This window comes from Cyclobacterium sp. 1_MG-2023, from assembly GCF_030546805.1.
Classification (GTDB): domain Bacteria; phylum Bacteroidota; class Bacteroidia; order Cytophagales; family Cyclobacteriaceae; genus Cyclobacterium.
Genome location: NZ_JAUOPC010000001.1, coordinates 182,360 through 202,829, shown reverse-complemented (window position 1 = coordinate 202,829; position 20,470 = coordinate 182,360). Strand labels below are relative to the sequence as shown.

Annotated in this window: 14 protein-coding genes and 1 tRNA gene; 5 read left to right on the top strand and 10 right to left on the bottom strand. The window is 37.3% G+C overall.

Annotated features, from left to right (window positions below; translation table 11 throughout):
• The first annotated feature begins 218 nt into the window (after nucleotides 1–218).
• A complete protein-coding gene (locus Q4534_RS00790; protein ID WP_303611257.1) occupies nucleotides 219–767 on the top strand; it encodes an ECF-type sigma factor in 549 nt (182 codons plus the stop codon).
• A 7-nt stretch (nucleotides 768–774) separates the two neighbouring features.
• Nucleotides 775–3,330: a serine/threonine-protein kinase gene (locus Q4534_RS00785; RefSeq protein WP_303611256.1), complete on the top strand. Its 2,556-nt coding sequence runs from the start codon at nucleotides 775–777 to the stop codon at nucleotides 3,328–3,330.
• A gap of 133 nt (nucleotides 3,331–3,463) precedes the next feature.
• On the opposite strand, the gene Q4534_RS00780 is transcribed toward Q4534_RS00785, so the two are convergent.
• Complete coding sequence (locus Q4534_RS00780; RefSeq protein WP_303611255.1) at nucleotides 3,464–5,002, bottom strand: thiol-activated cytolysin family protein; 1,539 nt, start codon at nucleotides 5,000–5,002, stop codon at nucleotides 3,464–3,466.
• Nucleotides 5,003–5,290: 288 nt separating this feature from the next.
• On the opposite strand from Q4534_RS00780, the gene Q4534_RS00775 reads away from it, so the two are divergent.
• Nucleotides 5,291–5,365: transfer RNA gene (locus Q4534_RS00775), tRNA-Val, on the top strand.
• 12 nt (nucleotides 5,366–5,377) lie between these two features.
• Here the strand turns inward: Q4534_RS00775 and Q4534_RS00770 are convergent.
• Nucleotides 5,378–5,668 (bottom strand): chaperone modulator CbpM, encoded by a 291-nt coding sequence (locus Q4534_RS00770; protein WP_303611254.1) that lies wholly within the window; start codon nucleotides 5,666–5,668, stop codon nucleotides 5,378–5,380.
• Nucleotides 5,661–6,566 (bottom strand): J domain-containing protein, encoded by a 906-nt coding sequence (locus Q4534_RS00765; protein WP_303611253.1) that lies wholly within the window; start codon nucleotides 6,564–6,566, stop codon nucleotides 5,661–5,663. The genes Q4534_RS00770 and Q4534_RS00765 overlap by 8 nt, the downstream gene beginning before the upstream one ends.
• Before the next feature lie 115 nt (nucleotides 6,567–6,681).
• On the opposite strand from Q4534_RS00765, the gene Q4534_RS00760 reads away from it, so the two are divergent.
• Nucleotides 6,682–7,077, top strand: a complete 396-nt coding sequence (locus tag Q4534_RS00760) for a hypothetical protein (RefSeq protein ID WP_303611252.1) — start codon at nucleotides 6,682–6,684, stop codon at nucleotides 7,075–7,077.
• Between the two features lie 723 nt (nucleotides 7,078–7,800).
• Entirely contained in the window at nucleotides 7,801–11,859 is a 4,059-nt protein-coding gene (locus tag Q4534_RS00755; protein ID WP_303611251.1) for a PAS domain S-box protein, read from the top strand.
• A 216-nt stretch (nucleotides 11,860–12,075) separates the two neighbouring features.
• On the opposite strand, the gene Q4534_RS00750 is transcribed toward Q4534_RS00755, so the two are convergent.
• The 7 genes from Q4534_RS00750 to Q4534_RS00720 form a co-directional block, all read right to left on the bottom strand.
• On the bottom strand, nucleotides 12,076–13,011 hold the full coding sequence (locus tag Q4534_RS00750; RefSeq protein ID WP_303611250.1) for an RraA family protein: 936 nt from the start codon (nucleotides 13,009–13,011) through the stop codon (nucleotides 12,076–12,078).
• Nucleotides 13,012–13,115: 104 nt separating this feature from the next.
• On the bottom strand, nucleotides 13,116–14,603 hold the full coding sequence (locus tag Q4534_RS00745) for a mandelate racemase/muconate lactonizing enzyme family protein (RefSeq protein WP_303611249.1): 1,488 nt from the start codon (nucleotides 14,601–14,603) through the stop codon (nucleotides 13,116–13,118).
• Between the two features lie 16 nt (nucleotides 14,604–14,619).
• Nucleotides 14,620–15,897, bottom strand: coding sequence for a mandelate racemase/muconate lactonizing enzyme family protein (locus Q4534_RS00740; RefSeq protein ID WP_303611248.1), 1,278 nt, complete (start codon nucleotides 15,895–15,897; stop codon nucleotides 14,620–14,622).
• A 127-nt stretch (nucleotides 15,898–16,024) separates the two neighbouring features.
• On the bottom strand, nucleotides 16,025–16,954 hold the full coding sequence (locus Q4534_RS00735) for an RraA family protein (protein ID WP_303611564.1): 930 nt from the start codon (nucleotides 16,952–16,954) through the stop codon (nucleotides 16,025–16,027).
• Between the two features lie 83 nt (nucleotides 16,955–17,037).
• Entirely contained in the window at nucleotides 17,038–18,351 is a 1,314-nt protein-coding gene (locus Q4534_RS00730) for an enolase C-terminal domain-like protein (RefSeq protein ID WP_303611247.1), read from the bottom strand.
• 18 nt (nucleotides 18,352–18,369) lie between these two features.
• Nucleotides 18,370–19,245, bottom strand: a complete 876-nt coding sequence (locus Q4534_RS00725) for a 2-hydroxy-3-oxopropionate reductase (protein ID WP_303611246.1) — start codon at nucleotides 19,243–19,245, stop codon at nucleotides 18,370–18,372.
• Nucleotides 19,246–19,305: 60 nt separating this feature from the next.
• The gene (locus Q4534_RS00720) at nucleotides 19,306–20,466 is read right to left on the bottom strand and encodes a mannonate dehydratase (protein ID WP_303611245.1); all 1,161 of its coding nucleotides are present in this window, start codon (nucleotides 20,464–20,466) and stop codon (nucleotides 19,306–19,308) included.
• Nucleotides 20,467–20,470: the final 4 nt, after the last annotated feature.

Sequence of the window (20,470 nt, the reverse complement as noted above, 5' to 3'; positions counted from 1 at the left end):
TAGTTCTGTGAATTACATCCGTGGATGTGTTTTTTCGCCTTTTCTAGCTAATGAAGAAGAATCAATACTATAATTTTACTTTGATTACTCCAAGTCTCAATAGATTTAGCTGGAATATTTAGGGATAAAATAGAGAAAATCGAAGAAAGATTTTACCAATATAATTTGCTGAATTCGCCAATGTATGTTAATTTGTACAGAATAATAGTTGGCAAATCATGGATATGATTGACTTAAATAATCCCAAAAATAACGAAATCCCATATTCTCATAAAAAAAGGATGTTTCAGGTTTGCTATGAAGAACTTTCATTGAAGGCAAGTATTAGATTAAAATATGAGTTTAATGCTTTAACCCTCGACACCAGTGCTTTGGTGCATGAGGTTTATATGAAAATGGACAAATACCAGGGAGAAATCAAAAATAAAAATCATTTTTTAGCCATTGCTGCAATAACCATGCGTAGATTTTTAGTGGATTATGCAAGACAAAAGAACCGAGTAAAGAGAGGTGGCCATCAGATCCAATTAACCTATGGAGATGGCAGTGAGCAGATAGTAACTACAACGCCGGAAGGTGTAATTAATCTTAATGACGCTCTGAATGGCTTAAAAAGGATAAACAAGCGTTATTCTCGCGTGGTTGAATTTCATTTTTTTGGCGGGTATAAATACCAAGAAATTGCCAATATGCTAGGGGTTTCAGTGGAAACCGTTAAAAGAGATTGGAGATTGGCAAAGGCTTGGTTGAGCAATGAACTTAAATAATTGCTAGATGACATCAAAACATGTTGAATGGGAAAAAGTAGAAAATTTATTCCATGAAATTGCTGACAAAAGCGAAGTGGAAAAAAAACTATTGTTGGACAGCCTTGAGTACACTTCACCTGAAACTTGTTTCACTTTAAAGTCACTGCTAATAGCAGATAATTCTCCAAATTCCATATTTAAAATCTCTCCTAATCTTTTGCTTAGAACCTGGGAAAATAACCAATTCCTTATCGGTAAAAAAATTGGCGCATTTAAATTAGCTGAAATAATTGGCTCCGGTGCCATGGGAACAGTATTTAAAGGCATTAGGGTAGATGGCCAATTTGAACAAGTAGTGGCCATAAAATTGATGAACTCACAGGTAACAAATTCTTTTCTCAAAAATCGTTTTTATAAGGAAAGGCAGATACTTGCAAAACTTAATCACCATGGAATTGCAAGGTTGTATGATGGGGAGTTCAATGAAGAGGGAAGACCGTATTTTACCATGGAATACGTCCTCGGTCATACCTTAATTGAATATTGTAAGCTTAATATTTGTACCATTACCCAACGATTGAATTTATTTATTCAAATAAGTGAGGCAATACAATACGCTCATCAACTGTTGATTGTTCATCTTGACCTAAAACCCCAAAATATTTTGGTCGATTCATCAGGAACAGTCAAATTATTGGATTTCGGCGTAGCACGGTTACTGGTAGACACAAATGATTTTAAAGGAAGTTATACTTTGGCTTATGCAGCACCTGAACAAATCAATAATTTAGCACCATCTATCTTCACAGACATTTATGCCTTAGGAATCATTTTATTCGAACTCTGTACTCAAACCCATCCTTTTCAATTAGCACTCAATGACCAAAAATTACTAACACATCAAAAATTGAGGGGAGATTCATTGCCATTTTCCATGGAAGGAATCCAGGTATCCAAATTGATGCTTAGTGACCTAAAATTTATTTGTAATAAGGCCATGGCTTTAAAACCTGAAGATAGGTATGTATCAATAAGCGATTTAATGCGTGATATCAAAGCTAGCCAATACAATCATCCAATTTCCATTCGGAATAAAGAATGGAAATACAAGGCAGAAAAATACATTAAAAGAAACAGCAAAATTCTGACTTCAATTGTTGTTGGTGTATTATTCTTTTTTAGTGCGGTTATTTTTTATACCTATCAGTTGAAAATGGAACGAAATTTATCGATTAGGGAAGCTAAGAGAGCCAATCAAATAACGGATTTAATGACTGATGTTTTTATGGCTGCAGATCCAAATATTGGCGGAGCAGACACGATTACTGCTGTTAATTTATTAAATCAAGGTCTTGAATCTTTGGAAAAGAACCTAAGTGAAGATAATTATTTATACGCCGACATGTTAGGACGGCTTTCACCAATATATTATAACCTGGGAAAATATGAAAAAGCCCAGGAACTTGCTTTTTCAGCATACAATATCAACAATAAATTACCTTTTATTACCCAAAATGTTTTGGCTCAAAATGAAATAGAAATAGGCAAATCATTTTTTTACTTTGGAAAACTGGACAGTGCCGTCCGCTATTTAAATATGGCCATTCTAAGACTAAAGAAAAACGATCTAAGTCATAGTAAAACCATGGCTCATGCATTAACGGAGCTAGGGAATTCATATTATGATAATAGAAAATACCAACAAGCTGATTCAGCAATCAATGAAGCCTACAATTTATATAAAGCTTTGACTACCCCGCCAAATACCGATCTGGCTTTTTCATTGCATATGCTTGGTGCAATAGCCAGAAAAACGGGAGATTTAGATAAAAGCGAAAGCTACCTCCTAGAAGCATTGGCAATGAAAGAAAATTTATTTATTCCACCCCATTTGGAAATTGCCTATACGTATAACTTTTTGGGTAGTCTCTATCAATCTCAAGGAGAATTCAATAAAGCCATGAAATTTATTAGGGCATCTCTGGATCAACGAAAATCAATACTAGGAGAATCCCATGTTGAAACAATTGCCAGTATGTCCAATTTAGCGAGAACTTATGGTTTTCTTGAGCAACCACATGAAGCAATACCATTGTATGAAAAAGCATTGACGAAAATTGATTCCTTGTTTGGTAAAACGCATCCTTACTATGCGGGAATATTAGAGAGTCTGGCGAAAGTTTATTTAAAAACAGGGGCCATAGAGAAGGCAAAGGCTAGTTTAATAACCACAATTTCAATAAATCAAGAGTTGTTTCCCCAAGAAGATCCTCGACAAGCCTCACCGGTAATTTTTTTGGGAAAAATTGCCATGCAAGAAAATGATTTTCCAAAAGCAAAAGAATATTTAGTGAAGGGCCTAAGGTTTAGGCAGGCTTCATTGCCGGAGGGAGACCAATTAATTGCTCAGAGCCAAAGGGATCTTGCTTCATGCCTGATGGCTTTAGGCGATTTTGCAGAAGCGATTTATTATTACGAAGCAGCTTTACAAACCTATGCTTCAGCTTCAAACCCATCTAAAGAAACTATAGACAGTATTAAATCAGAATTATTAAGTGCCAAACAAAATAATATTAAATGATTTTTACGATAGGATTGGAGAATCAACAATGCCACCGCAAAAATCATTTATTGTTAAGTCTTTTAAACAAAGGCTTATTTAAAGCTTCAAAAATCTACCCAAGCAGGTCTTAAATAAATTAATGGAATATGCCCTAACAGGGAACAACATCAACATTCACTTTAGTAGGAAAACCTTTTTGGGTGGATTCCAAACAGATTTTGGTTGGCTTACTAAAATTTTCATCCGCCCTAAACTTCCATATCAAACCATCTTTATATTCTACTGCAATCCTTATACTATAAGCTCCGGCTGGCACCGTTTTTACTTTTTTTGTACTGGTAGGAATATTTCCGCTTGAAATACTTTTACTCTTTACACTTCCATCAACAAGAATTTTATAGGTTATTGTAAAACGCATGGTCATCCCTAAAAATCCATTTCTATTATTTAGTGAAACAGTTTGAGAAGGGTAAGCACTTTCAGTACAGGTTTCTATTTCATATTCTGTGGTATAACCCAATTTTGCATTGGTATTGTCTTTAAGGTATTTTAAGCTATAAGCTATGGGTACCCCCGGGTTTTCGCGGCTATAGACGGCATTTTCTCCCTGCAGGACATCCTCTAAGTCACCGAAATTTTTGGCAGATATTGCGGATGAAGTTGCTTGAGCCCCGCCTCCCATGGTAACAACAGTTATGGAAGCCTTATTCAGGATCGTTTTGTATTTTGTTTCAATATCTCCCGAAGCAGAAGATAATCCTGTCACATAATTAAATGCTCCTTTCAATTCTCCATCTGTGGCCTCCTCGCTCGTTACCATCCTAAACATAATTATTCGACCATAGGATACCGAATGCACATAGGCCGGTGGTCCATCTTGACTAAATTTAGCTTTAACATCAGCAATGGTAGCATTCCTTCCAAAGAATTCCCCCGGATTTTCAGGCGCATTCATGGCTATGGTATAGAACCGCTGTTTGAATACCATCATGGCCACTTTTTCCGTTTTACTGGAAGTATAGTTAAATTGTGCCTGTGCATCTCCCCTGGCCCACTCTACATTCAAACCGACGTCCAAACTTAACTGCTTGGAAGAATAGGAAGTAGCTGCCGTATAAGATGAATTAGACGCTATGGTATAGCCATCTGGTTTGGCATTTGCATTCCACCACTCAAGGGCCTCATCAATTTTGGCCTGAACGCTGGTATTGCTTGCATTTTCTATTTCTATATTGCCTTTCTCCCCAATTCCTGGTAAATCAAGCCTGAGATTAATGGGTGAGCGATCAATGGTCACTGGAGTTGGCAAACCTCCAAGGGTGGCTTTATCAGCAATAACAAGTGCTCCCGGATATATTATCCCATCCGTAGGACGGAGAATGGCTATTTCCTCAAAATTATTTTTCAAACTTATTTTCTGAGTCAAACAGGTGGTTACAAAACCTTTCCCTGATGTCACTCGCCTGACAGGTGCTCCAACTTCCTCTCTACTTTGGTTGCCGGCAATACTTTGTTCATTGAAAAGTTCCTTTTTATCAAAATCAAGGTCCTTAACAAATTCACTTATGGTAGCTGCATCCGGCGAAATCTTTATGGGTACATCTTTGACAATTAACTCACAAGCAGTAAGTACAAACCAAAAGCAAATACAAATAGACGAAGTTGTTCTGATTGATATCGCATTTTTCATAGTTTCTAGAAATTAGTTGAGTTATATTTCTAGAAGCGATAAAAATTAATGAAAAGGTTAATCCGGATCGAAAAAAAAATTCTTTAAGTTTAAATTTTATGAACTAGACAAACTAACCTTTTCAAGATAACGTTGCCTGATATTTCTCTATTTCATGAGATAAAACAAAGGCAATTGATAAGGTTCTTTTTCCAAGAAGGAATTAGAAAAGGTTTCAAAAAAGTGCAATAGATATAATAATTTTAATTGCCAAATTATCAAAATTGAATTATCATTGTATATCGAAATAGGTCGTTAGCTCAGTTGGTTCAGAGCGCTGCCTTGACAGGGCAGAGGTCACCAGTTCGAGCCTGGTACGACCTACATTTTTCATTATTAGCTATTGAGTTTTCTTGTTAAATAATTAACTTCTTCTTTTAGGCTTTCAATTTTCCCTTGTAGATGAGCGATGGCATATAATCCTTCCATATTGATTTCCAGCTCATAATGTAATCGCGATAATCGCTCTAAAAGTGACAAATCATCCTGTAAGACATACTGTTTTTCTTCCACTACAATAATTTCACAAAGGTCATGCTCTGCAAGGGAATAGACAAAAGTCAGGTCAATATTACAGGATTTGCAAAACCTATCCAATGAAACTAGGTCTTCATTTAAATTATCCATGATTTCTAAGCTTAGCCAATTGTTCAAATAGTTTTTTCTCTTCTGCTGTTAAATTTTTAGGGATATTAACAATATATTGTAAGTACAAATCTCCAAAAACACCTTCTTTACTATAAACCGGGAAACCTTTGCCTTTTAGTTTTACTTTTGTGCCATTTTCTGTCCCTGCCGGCACTTTTAATTTAACCTTACCGCTAAGTGTCGAAACAATTATTTCACCACCTAAAATGGCCGTGTACAAATCTATTTTAACCTCTTTATGCAAATCACTTCCCTCCCTTTTGAATTCTGGATCCGAGTGGATTTTAAAAGTAATGTATAAATCTCCATTCGGCCCACCATTGACTCCTTCACCTCCATGGTTTTTAATTTTAATGGTTTGCCCATCTTCAACTCCTGCTTTTATGGTCAACCTTATTTTTTTACCATTGATCTCTAATGTACGCTTGTGGGATTCAAGCACATCTCTTAATTGGAGTTCCAATGCAGCGTGAAGGTCTTGACCTTTAAACTTAATGCTTGAGCCGGAAGAACTTCTCCCCCCTCCTCCAAACATGGAATCAAAAAAATCAGAAAATCCTCCATCTCTAAAAGCCTGTTCAAAATCAGCATTATTGTATTGATTTTGACTACGCCCTCTCCCTCCATTACCTGTATTTTGGTAAGCTTCCTGGTGTTTCCAATTCTCACCATACTGGTCATATTTCTTACGCTTTTCAGGATCGCTGAGTACTTCATTGGCTTCATTGACAGCTTGAAACTTTTTTTCTGCTTCTTTGTCATCCGGGTTAAGATCCGGATGGTATTTCCTTGCCATCTTCCTGTAGGCCTTTTTTATTTCTTCAGAAGTAGCTGTTTTATTTATTCCCAAAAGTTTATAATAATCAATAAATTCCATGGTATATAAATAGCGTTAATTTTAGATAAGGTAGCTTGATACAATAATTCATGAATATACGAAAATTGTGATTTATTAGTATATTTGCTCAGCCTTAACTTCAATTGAAATCATAATGAAAAAATTAATTGGTCCTGCGATCATTCTATTGCTTATTGTACTTGCCGGAGTCTTTTGGTGGAGGTATTATTTTGTTTTTGCGGAAGGAGTCAAAGCAGGAAACCTAAATTATTTTGAGAAGAAAGGTTTTATTTTTAAAACTTGGGAAGGCAGGTTAGTGCAGGACGGTTTTCAAAGTCCAAACCCCGGCGCCTTGCAAAGTAATGAATTTCGATTCAGTGCTGCAGGGGATTCAGTAGCCTTGATCTTAGAACGCTCAGGTGGAAAGTTTGTTGAACTACGGTACAAAGAGTATCTAAACCCAATCCCTTGGAGAGGGGCTAGTGAATATGTAGTTACAGAGATCATCCAAGTAGGTGATTCAAGAACTGATAATTTTCCAATAAAATAAACCTTTGAATATTTGGAGTTTTTTCTGTCCATATTCTTTAAAAAATGTTCTTAATCACCTTTAAAACCATAATTTAATAAAGAATCCAAGAACCATATTAAATTTGCTTATCACCCAAAACAATAAGTATTAGAAACTTCACTGTTAGGTTAATTTAACCTTATGTTCGTTTCTTTTTCACCCATTATAACAGCCCTAATTAACCAATAAGTATAATTTATCCTATCAGCTTAATACCTATTTAATCTGTTTTGTAAAATAAGTGCGAATTGTTTAACCTTAATATAGGGTCAGTTTATTTTAAATTTTAACATAAATCATTCATTTTTTTAATGTAATCTATGTTATCAGGTTTAGCCCTCGGATTAGTTGGAGTTCAGAAAACACATAAACTAATGAGTGGTTCAATTATTGCAGTATAGCAATTATAATTTAAACTTTATTAAATCAATAGTGTTAAGTACAGGGATAATTATGGGTTATTTAAACTTTAATAATTTAATTAAATTTTGTTATTAAAATACTGTCAATATTTAATTTTTAAATTCCATAAATAAATCCTTTTATACAATTTATAATTTGTTTAAAAGAAAGATAATTGGATCCGTAAAGAAAAATTTATTGTATGGCAGTGTAAGCACATTACATTTATTATTTGATCAAATGAAAAACCATAACTTTAAAAATATTTTAATAATCACAAATGACACAAAACATTATTTGTTGTTAAACAAAATATTTGAAGAGTTTAAAGAAGCCGATCAGCAACTTATATGGAGCAATTCGGTCACTGATATACCTCGATTCAATTATGATAGCGTTTTATTTACTTTAGAAAACAAGGATCAAAATTATGGTAATATTATTAGGCAATTAAAACATAGACTTGTCAAAGTTCCGCTTATCTCTTTAACCTATGAGGAAAATCTAGCATTTACAATAAATTTATTGGATCAGGGTGTAGAAGATGTTTTAGTATTGGAACGTTTAGATAAATTTCAACTATTCAAAGCCATAACCCTCTCCTACCGGAAAAATAGATCTGAAAAAAACACCTCCCAAAAAAATGAATTGGCTAAGTATCCTACCTACACTTTGGACCATAATCTATATTATTTACTTTTCAAAGAAAGTAATGTAGCTCAATTTCTCTGCAGGGAAGACGATTTATCAATCATAAAATCTTCCAAAAAGGCTACGGAATTATCGGCCTTGGCCGGACAAAACGTTGAATATATATATGAAGTGTTTTCAGCCGCAAAAGAAAGCTTAATTCAAAATATAATAAACAAAAAATCCTTCAAACCCATTGCTACTATTCAAACAATTTTAAATCCACGGGATGACAATACCGAACCATTATCCTTAAAAATTAAAATACAATGGATTGAAAATAAGGATTATCCATTGATCCTATTTTCTTGTCTCGATATTACCGAACTTGAGAAAACCAAAGAATCCTTAGACAGAGGTAAAAACCGCTACCAACTGATTCTCCAAGCAACAAATAATGCTATCTGGGAATATGATATAGCAATAGATAAACTAGAGTGGAGTGATAATTTTTCCTCTTTATTTGGACATAGGGCGGAACATATTAATAATATCACCAATTGGGCTGAAAGAATCCATCCGGAAGATCGTCAAAATACTATAGAAGATTTTAAAATGGCTTTATCCGGAATAGACCAAAAATGGGATGGGAACTACCGCTTCCAAAAAGCAGACGGGGGTTATGCTTATGTTTTCGAACAATGCGTGTTCATAAGGAACCGAGAAGGCAAGGCCATTCAGGCATTTGGAGCGATGCAAGATGTCACGAGGAAAAAAGAAAGAGAACATCAATTGAGCCTAATGGAAAAAGTGGTAAAAAGCGCTAATGATCCAATATTAATTACAGAAGTAGATGCCATAAAACCTTCAGGCCCACGAATAATTTTTGCCAACGATGCCTTTTTAGCACAAACAGGATACCAAAGAAAAGAAATACTTGGACAATCCCCTCGTTTTCTTCAAGGTGAAAAAAGTAATCGGAAAGAATTAAAAAAATTAAAGAAGGCTTTGATCAATGGGTATCCCTGCAGAATTGAAACCATAAATTACAAAAAAGATGGAACAGAATTTTGGGTAGAATTCTCTGTAGTACCTATTTCTGATGAAAATGGTTTGATAACAAATTGGATAAGTATTCAACGACAAGTTACGGATGTCGTTAAAAAAAGAGAATTGGAAGGAGTTTACAAAAAAATGAACTTGGCTGTTGGCCAACCCAAGAATATTGAGGATAAGTTTTCTGCCCTTCTAAAAGTAATATTAGATTTTACCGGCTTGGAAGTAGCTGAGGGCTGGATAATGAATATTGACAACAGCAAGCTCAACAAAGTCATCACTAGTACCTCCAAAGCTAAGTATGAGGATTTCCCTAAGCTCCGCTCTTCTTTTAAGGAAGCAAAATATGGTGCTCGGTTGCCTGGTATTGCCTGGGAAAAAGGACAAATTATTTTTTGGGAAAACATCAAAAATAATGCTGATATCGTAGGCATTGATGAAATGAAAATTTTCGGATTAAACTCTGCCATTGGAATTCCAATTTTTTATAACAAAGACTTAGTGGGGGTTATAACAATATTCACAAGTAAAAAACAAATCCAACTGGAACAACATTTCCCATTTTTTGAAAGCCTAAGTAATCGGTTAGGCCTTGAGATAATGCGATTGAAAAGTGAAAACGAGCTACTTACCATATTTGAATTAATACCCAATCTGTTATTTGTAACAGATGCTAAAGGAGTAGTGATCAAAGGAAACAAAGAAGCCTCAAAGACATTTGAATGCCCTGAAACTGAATTAAAAGGCATCTCTTTCAAAAACATGATTCCAATTTCTAATCGAATAAAATTTGAGGATTTTGTGGTCAAAATAGAGCAATCTAGAAAGATAGATGAGATTGACATTCCTATATTAATAAATGACCAAATAAAATGGATCAACCTAACTGCCACTTTCCTTCCATCTGAATCATTTATTTATTGTGTGGGGAAAGATATAACCCATCAAAAAAACCTGGAAGATTTAATAAGAAGAACCAATGAAATAGTTAAGATAGGAACTTGGGCAGTTACACTTTCTCAAAACAAATTATATTGGTCGCCAATGACAAAATTTATCCATGATCTGGATGAAGAATATGTGCCAAAACTAGAAGATGCGATAAGTTTTTATAAGGAAGGGTTTTCTAGAAAATTAATACAAGAAAAGGTTGATTTAGCTATAAAAGGAGAGATAAGCCACTTTGATATAGATACCCAATTGGTCACATCAAAAGGAAGGTTAATTTGGGTGCGGGTACAAGCAGAAACTGAATGGTTAAATGGCAAGCTTTTTCGAATATATGGTAGTATTCAAGACATTGATGAAAGAAAAAAAACAGAGCAAGAAATCAAGGACGCTAAAATGCGTTATGAGTTGGCTTCAAAAGCTTCAACAATTGGTGTTTGGGACTGGAATATTGAAAAAAATACCGTTGTCTGGGATGAAACCATGCAAAAATTGAATCAAAGAAATATAAAAGATTCAACAGACCATTTTAACGAATGGAAATTAGGGCTTCACCCTGAGGATCGAGAAGTCCAAAATTCATTGATTCAAGATGCCCTACTTGGCAAAAAAGACTATAATACACAGTTCAGAATCATATTACCGGATTCAGGTGAGGTAAGATTCATTAAAGCGGTGGCTTATATCATTCGAAATAATACAGGTAGGCCAGTGAGAATGGTAGGGATAAATTATGATGTGACAGAGGAAGTTGCCTATAAAACGAAATTAGAAAGCGTTAACCGAGAAAGAGAAGAAATCTTGGGTAGTATTACCGATGGTTTTTTCTCGGTGGAAAAAGACTGGACAGTAACCTACTGGAACAAGGCCGCAGAAAAAATATTAAAAATGCCTCGAAAAAATATTGAAGGAAAAAATTTGTGGGATATTTATTATGATGCGGTTGATCTTAAATTCTATTCTGAATTTTCAATAGCAATGGAAAAAGGCGAAGAAAGGCGTTTTGTTGAGTATTATCCAACAGTAGACATCTATCTTGAGTGCTCTGCCTTCCCAAAAGAAAATGGGATAGTGGTCTATATGAAAGACATTACAGGCAGAATAAAACAGCAGCAAAAACTGGCCGAAATTAGGCTGCTACAAGAGCATGTAATAAACAGCACCGATGATTTAATTTTTGCAATTGATAGGGAATTTAAACTAATTATTGCCAACAATGCTTTTAAAAAAGAAATGAAAGCTTTAACAAGAAAAAAATATACGTTGGGTCAACTTGTATTCGACCCTAGCAAGGATATAATCTTTAATTATTGGAGGGATAAATTTGATAAAGTACTTGAAGGTCATCAACAATTTTTCACCTATGAAACAGGTAATAATGCCTTAAGGTCTAAAACCTTTCAAATTGGAATGTACCCAATCATCGACAACCAATCAAAGAAGAAGTCAGTCACAGGTGTAGCGTGCTTTTCTCGTGATATCACAGATAAAATAAGGCATATTAATGCCATAGAAAAACAAAATAAAAAACTTAAAGATATCGCTTGGAAACAATCTCATATAGTTCGGGCACCAGTGGCTAGGATAATGGGACTTATAAACCTTCAAAATGAGATGAAATACACTGGTGAAGAGCTTGATGAAATATTAACTTTTATTTTGAAATCCACTGAAGAATTAGACCAAATCATAAGAGACATATCAAAAAGTACGAATGAAGAATAAATTTTATCTCATTCAGTAATTAGGCTTCAATTATTTAAACCTCTTCAGTTTATATTTAAATATTACTTAGATAAATTTCATTTCTGGTAAACATCTGTAGGAAATTGTAGGGATAGTTAATGCCTATCCATTGAACCTTATTCAATTACCTTAAATATTGTTCAGGGAATAGGTAAAAAAAACCTCCTTTGTACTAATAAAGGAGGTTTTTATATTTTACCAGTTTCTATCTTCTAGGTAAGCATCTAGCTCTTTTTTACTCATTGGAAGGTCATTTTTCTTATTTAACCATTCCATAAAATCAGCTTTAATTGCTTCACTCCACCTACTGTCAATTTCACCTGCAGTATATTTCTTTTCCTTCAACCTCATGTGGCCAAATTGATCTCTTAGGGCAGTAAACTCAGCATTGATTACCAAGTCTTCCACCAAATGAGCAGGAATAAATATTACTCCCCATTTGTTTGCCAAAACAGCGTCACCAGGCAAGACCGTAGCCCTTCCAATCCTTACCGGATAATTTATCGTTGTAAGCATCATCTCTTGAATATAAGAGGGATCATGACCCTTAATCCAAAGATTAAATCCTTCAATTTTAGATAAGCCTTCCATATCCCTTACAGCGCCATTAAAAATCACTCCTCTTTTGGAATTAGAATAAATGGCAGTACCTAGGTTGTCACCAATCAAAGTACCATCAGCAATCTTCCCGTAACTGTCTGCAATATAAATGTCACCATCTACTAAACCATCAATCGGCCAAGAGTTGGTTCCTCCGGATTGAGCACGCCCCTCTTCTTTACCAACCTTCTTTACTAGATTGTCTACATCTTCTCTGAATGGCATATACTGAGCAGTAACTGCCCTACCCGTCATCACTTCATTTTCATCCATAATCACCCAGTCATTTTCAAACTGATTGTTATAACCTTTATTTCTTAATATACCCCATGCTTCTTCCATGGAAATGGCTTTTAACCTTTCTAAGTGTTCATCTGAAACTTTAGGTCTTCCGTCAGGAAATCTTTCCCCTTTCCATTCGGCCGTAAGTGCAATTATCTGTTCGGGACTAGGTGAAATCTGCTGGGAAAAACTTTCCCTATTAAAAGCAGACAAGCATACCAAGCATACAAGCAAAATCTTCTTCATCATTTTCTATTTTTTAACTAATTAAACGTGAATTTCCTGAAAAGAATGTAATAAAACAACCAGTCTTTCATCTAAATTGATAACCATCAATTTAGTAAAGGATTTTATTAACTCCACCACCTGTCATTCGAACGATCAGTATTCCATTCTTCTGTAGGTGCAAAGTACTCAGTACCATCTTGTAAGTGTTCCTTTATTACCTCCTCATTCAAGTCAATACCCAGACCCGGACCCTCCGGAACTTTAGCAAAGCCATCTATGACGAGTGGTTTGGGAATGTCTTTTACCATGTCCTCCCACCAAGGGATATCGACAGAGTGATGTTCCAAAGAAATAAAATTTTCTGTAGCGGCCGCACAATGAATATTGGCCATAAAAGAAACAGGAGTGCCTGCAAAATGCATGGCCATCGGAATACCTTTTTCTTCTGCATAATCCCCAATTTTTTTAGTTTCCAAAATTCCACCGGAAGAGGCCAAATCAGGTTGGATCATATCGATGGCCCGCGCATCAATCAACTTTATAAACTCTTCTTTAAGAAAAATATCTTCCCCTGTCAAGGTAGGTGTTTTGATGGCATCCGTAATCTGTTTCCATTTTTCAGTATAAAACCAAGGAACCATGTCTTCAAGCCAAGCCAAACGATAAGGCTCCAAAGCTTCACCCAAGCGGATACATTCCTTATAATCAAAATGTCCAAAATGATCCGCAGCTAATGGAATATCATAGCCTACTTTATTTCTTACAGCAGCAACATATTCAACCATTTCAGCAATCCCTTTATCTGTAATTTGTACCCCGGTGAAAGGATGGCCGGTTCTACCATAACTCCCATATTCTGAATCCCAAGCCTTGCCTTTCTCAAAAGCCCTTGTGTTCACAACAGATCCCTCATTGTCTTTTACCATTTCCACACCAAAATCCATTTTTAGAAAGGTATAGCCTTTGTCTTTTCTGGCCTTTAACCGGTCTGCAAAGACTTCCGGGTCACTGGATTTAGTAGTATCTGAATAAAGCCGGATGGAATCTCGGTATTTACCGCCCAACATTTGGTAAATTGGTACATTATAAGCTTTTCCTGCCAAATCCCATAAGGCCATCTCAATGCCGCAAACCCCTCCTGCTTGCCTGGCATGATTACCAAAAAGCTTAATTTTTTTAAAAAGCCTTTCGACCTGACAAGGATTCTCACCAAGTATCCGACTTTTAAGAACCAAAGCATATCTGGCACTGGCCCCATCACGAACTTCTCCTAATCCATAAATACCTTGATTGGTATCGATTCGAATAATCGGACACCGCATGGGAGCTCCTGCAACTTCTGCAATTCTTAAATCAGTAATCCTTAAATCTGAAGGGTTTGAATTTCTATTGACCTGCTGCATGGAATGTGCCAAGGTGTCTTCAATGGGCATAGACATAAAAGCACCCAGCCCCAGCCCTCCAAGTGCCGCCTTTTGAAGAAAGGTTCTTCGGTCGGGAATATTTTCCTCCACAAAGCTGCTGTGTGGAGACTTTTTCTCGACTTTTCCGGTATTTTTTGGTAGGTCAAAAAGATGTTTAAATTTTGGATTGTTTTTAGGTTTCATTGTCATGGTCTTTGTTATTTAATTATTCAAAAAAAGGAATATCTTTCACTGCGTATTTTTTCATGCCTTCTTCATTAATTTCCACTCCTATTCCGGGTTTTTCGGAAAGTTTAATAAATCCATCTACCGTCCTTTCTCCCTCATAACTCACAATGTCTTGCCACATCTGGTCTGTGTCCATATAAATTTGCCATTCCATGATTTGAAAATTAGGAACGGAAGCACAGACATGGCAAGATGCCATGGCTCCTAAAAATGAAGCAACCATATGGGGACTAAAGGGCACATAAAACAAATTAGAAAGGTTGGCTATTCTTTGTGCTTCACCAAGGCCCCCTGCTTTCTGAATATCAGGCATAATTATATCCGCCCCACCTTCACTTAGCAGGTTGACAAAGCCATAGGCCAAATAGACATTCTCTCCGGTACAGATCGGCGTACTGGTTTGTTGGGTAAGCTGTTGATAAAGCTTGGGGTTATCTGCAGGAATGGGCTCCTCCAGCCACATCAAGTCGAGGTCTTCATACATACGGGCCATTTTCACTCCTGTGATATAATCATACCTGCCATGCATGTCTACACAGATATCAATATTCTTTCCAACTTCCTCTCTTACAGCAGCTATGGCATTGTACATCCGATCAATCTCGGCCGGACTTGCCGTCCAGTTAAACCTATCGTATTTGTTCGGATCTCTCCCATCATCTACATCAAACTTAACCGCAGTATAGCCTCTATCCACTGCTCCCCTGGCAGCTTGCGCATAATCTTGAGGGCTTGGATTTCTGGATGTGTACAGCGCAGTATCACAATACACCCTGATTTTATCTCTAAATTTCCCTCCCAACAACTGGTAGACAGGGACACCAAACACCTTACCCGTAATATCCCAAAGGGCTGTTTCTATGGCTGTTAGTACAGCCACAAATACTCCCGATTGAGCGCCTCCGAAAAATGCTCCCTTCCTTAACTGTTCAGCAAGTCGATTGGGGTTAAGTGGGTTTTCACTTTTGATTTGTCCACCAAGTCTTTTTACAAGGTGGTAAGTACCATGAATGGCATCAACTGCTTCTCCACATCCATAAATATCTTGATTGGTATAAACCTTTACATACAATGCTCCCCTCACATAGCCACATTTCACATCGGTAATCTTTAAGTCAGAAGGATTGGAATAAGCTGGCATCTTTTCTACAGCTGCAGAAAGAGAGGATCCGTATCCGGATAAAAAAGCGGCTCCGGTCACTCCCGATAAAGCGGCTTTTGACAAGAATGATCTTCTTTTTAGGTTTTTGCTCATGTTAGGTCATTTGGGTTAAATCAATCATTGAAATAAAGTCAATGTTTTTAAATATAATTCAATAAATAGCCCATTGAATAGTATAATAGCCTATTAGACTATTCATTAGGGACTTAATTTTTTAGAATTACCAGGTCCTTTCCTTAAGAATTTCTTCAATTTGTTCCTTAGGAATTGGTAAATCTTTTTTGTGCTTATTGAGCCATTCAGAAAAATCTTTTTCAATTTCGGGAGACCAGCGGGTATCGATCTGTCCCGCAGTATAAACTCCTTCTCTAAGCCTGCTGTGGCCAAACATATCTCTAAGCCGAACCACCTCTGAAGTAATTACTACCTTCTCGGCTAAATGAGGAGGGATAAAAGTAACTGCCCCATCTCTTCCTAAAACCACGTCCCCGGCCATTACAGTTACTTGTCTAATTTGCGTAGGTGTATTGATTCCAATTAACATGGTATTTAAATCGCCGGCCTGATTGTGATGGGAAGGATGATAGCTGGAAAAGAAGGAAACAAATCCACCAATCGCTTTTAAGCCATTGATATCTCTAACTGCCCCATCATAGACGATCCCATTACCTGACTTGGCATATATGGCATTGCCAACATTATCGCCTATTGTTGGTCCTCCTTTGTGAAGGCCAAATTGGTTGGCCACATATACATCTCTGGGCACCAATAGGTCTACAGGCCAACTATTTTGTCCTCTTTTCCCCTCAGCCTTCCCCCTTTTATCAATTGCGTCATGGATATCTGGCCTTCCAGGCATAAAAGTGGCTGTCAAGGCCCTCCCAACCAAAACGCTATCAGAATGGATGGTTTGCCAGTTTTCTGCATATTGGTACTTATAACCTTCATTCTTTAAAACCGCCCAGGCTTCCTCATGTGTTACAGCCTTCATCCTGTCCAGAATTTCATCGGAGACTTTTGGGCGACCATCTTCAAACCTTTCTCCAAGCCAGTTTGGCGTGAGAAACAGCATCTCTTCCTTACTAATTTGTTGCCCATTTCCGGGGATAATAACTAGGAAAAAAATAATAGATCCTAAAACTATTGACATCCATTTTTTCATGCAAAACCGGTTTAAAGTAATACAATAATAATAACCCATCTCAACACAGAGATGGGTATAAAAAGACCTTTTTACCAACGGACTTTTTGAAAAGTCCAATCAGGATGAACTTTTCGCATTTCAATTTGATCATCCCTTTTTGACAAACCAGCTTGAAGGTATTGTTGATGAAGCTTTGCCAAAGCTTTTCGGTCAAGTTCCACCCCGAGTCCGGCACCTTTAGGTACTTCAACTGAGCCATTGACAAAGGGAATACTTCCACCTAAAATCACCTCTTCTGATTGCCATGGATAATGGGTATCCAAGGCATATGGGACTTCAGGAAGGGCAGCCCCTAAATGTACCATGGCTGCCAAGGAAATCCCCAAGTGGCTATTGGAATGCATGGAAAGTTTCCTTCCGAATGTACTACAAAGCTTGGCCAATTCCATAGAAGCTTTTAACCCACCCCAAAAATGGTGATCGCTCAATATGATATCTTCCGCGCCCAAACGAACACTCGCAGGAATTTCCTCGAATGAGGTCGTACACATATTCGTAGCAAGGGGAGTTTGAATGGCTTTTCTTAACTTGGCCATTTCTTCTTGGCCACGAACCGGATCTTCCAAATACTCTAAAATGGGTTCCATTTCTTTACCGTATTGTAGGGCTGTTACCGGCTTCCATATGGCATTGGGATCAAACCTTAATGGCATTTTATCTCCGAATGCTTCATGCAAAGCAAACATGGCGGCCACTTCTTCCTCCGGTGGAAAGGCCCCACCTTTTAATTTTATAGATTGGAACCCAAAGTGTTTGCACATGGCTTGGGCTTGAGCAACAATTCCTTCAGGGTTGATGGCCTCATCCTGCCTGGCTGCATCCCAGCCTGTGGCATTTTTATCGGTACCAAAACCCAGTGACCCTCCGGCACCCTCATATTTATAAAAAAGGTAGGCCGCAAAGGGCACAGCATCTCGCATTTTTCCTCCCAACAGGTCTACTATTGGTCGGTTTACTACTTTGCCGATAATGTCCAGGCAGGCTACTTCCAATGCCGAGAAAACATGCACCAGTTTTCTTTGATCCCAAGGTGCATCCCCCCTATCCTTACTTGTATCGGTACCAAAATAGGCATTAATTGAAGCTTGCAATTGATTAAGCTGATAGACATCCTTTCCAATAATTAATGGGGCTGCTTCTGCTAAAGAATCATTGATGGCATCATTTCCCGGAATTTCACTAATTCCAACAATTCCATCCTCAGTAATCAACTCAACTATTGTTCGCAATGCATAAGGTGCATGTAATCCTGCTGCATTAAGTAAGGGAGGATCCTTAATCGCAATAGGGGTAATGACCATATCCTTTATGATCGGCCCCCTACCTGATAGATTATTGTTCATAATTTTAGACTTGAAGGTTTAGTCCACATTGGAAAATTTTTCCATTAACAATGCCAAGGCGCTATGGTCTTTTTCATCCATTCCCGCAGCCAATACAGCATCCATATGGCTCGCTACAAGCGCTGAACCATACAGTGGCACTTTAAATTCTTTGCCCGCCATTAAGGCAATATTCATGTCTTTTCTGTGCAATTTGATCTTAAAACCCGGCTCAAAATTTCGATCAATTATTCTTTGACCATGGAGGTCTAGAATTCGACTCTGGGCAAAGCCACCTAATAATGCTTCTCTCATTTTTTCAAGATCTACTCCTGCTTTTTTGGCCAAAGTAAAAGACTCTGCTACAGCTTGGATGGTCATTCCCACAATCATTTGATTGCAGGCTTTGGTCATCTGTCCGGCTCCGGCATCACCTATCAACACTGCACTTTTTCCCATCACCTCAAACAATGGCTTGGCAGTGTCAAAAGCTGACTGCTTTCCTCCTACCATAATTGAAAGATTTCCTTGTTCTGCACCTACTTGCCCACCTGAAACAGGCGCATCTAAAGCATCTACACCTTTTTTAAGCATGGCCTCCGCAACTTCTCTGGCAGTGGAAGGAGCAATGGTAGACATATCTACAAACACAGCACCTGACTGAATACCTTCCAAAACCCCTCCTTCTCCAAAAACAACTTCATTTACTTCAGGGGAATCAGGAAGCATGGTGATAATAATTTCTGCATTCTCGGCTACTTCTTTACAGGTGGAATAGGCTTTTGCGCCTTTTTGGGTTAAATCTCCCGCTGCCTTGTTGCTATCCAATACGATAAGATCATACCCTGCATCAATTAAGTTAATGGCCATGGGTTTTCCCATGATTCCTAATCCTATAAATCCTACTTTTTTCATAATAGTTGCGTTTTATTTTAATTGGTCACTTATTAATTCTTATTGATAGTCGTTTGTTAATCAAGCGTTTTCGGCCTCATCTTTTAAAGCCTGAAGAATGCCTATAATATGTCCATAAGCGAAAGCAAAAGCTTGTTCACCCGAACCTTCAGCTTCGTGTTTTGGGACATGATCGGGCATCACCATCCCGTCAAATTCTACATCTCTTAAGGCCCGCATTACTTGGAAAAAGTTCATCTCTCCATTGTCCGGAAATACTTCTTGGAAATTGTTATAATTTCCTTTAATATTTCTTAGGTGTACATTAAATATTTGCTTTTGCTTACCGAAATATTCTATAATTGGGAAAATATCATTCTTAGGATCTCGAAGCCCCTCTGCAATGGAGCCAATGCAAAAATTAAAACCATGATAGGGACTGTCCGACAATTTAGCAAACCTCTTCATTCCTTCAAAAACTTCAGGACTATTCCATCGCATTATTCCCTTGTATTGATCCGGTACTGGTGGATCTGCAATATGGTTTCCCAACTGAACTTTATATTCCTCTGCCACCGGAACAACCCTATCCAGCATATATTTTATGCGTTCAAAAATTTCATCGGCATCCACATTCCCCGCTACTGTCATTGGTTGCTCCCTTTTGAGGGCTTCTTCATAATTCCAGGTACTGTAAGAAGCATTTCCTCTTTTAGGATCAATGGTTCTTCCTGTTCGTAAAACAGGTAAAATGGTGGTGTTATAATTCAATAATTTAACCCCTGTTTTGGCTGAAACCTGAATCATCTGCTGAATCATCTCAATTTCTCTGTCTCTTTCAGGGGCTTTTCCTAACATGATATTGGGAACCAACACACGGTCAATTCCTGCCGAAGTAAGCGGAAGATGATAGGCATCTAAACTGATACCATATTTTTCACATGCATCCCTTTTTCTCAAGGAATCTTCCAGATCCCAGCCTTTTCCCGGAATAAATTTTGGCATGCCTCCATCCATATTATAAACACCATGCCTGGCTTTAAAGGCCAAGTTCTCTTCTGAAGTCCCACCGGACTGGCAGCCTACTTTCATTAAAACCTTTTTTGCCTTTCTGTTCGCAGGTTTCAGTGTTGACCTATCTGCTCCTAAAGCTACACTAGCCGTTGTGAGCGCTCCGGCTGTACCGGAAGCAAATAGCTTCATAAACCTTCTCCGCTGTAAAATTTTTAAAATGTCTTTCATATTA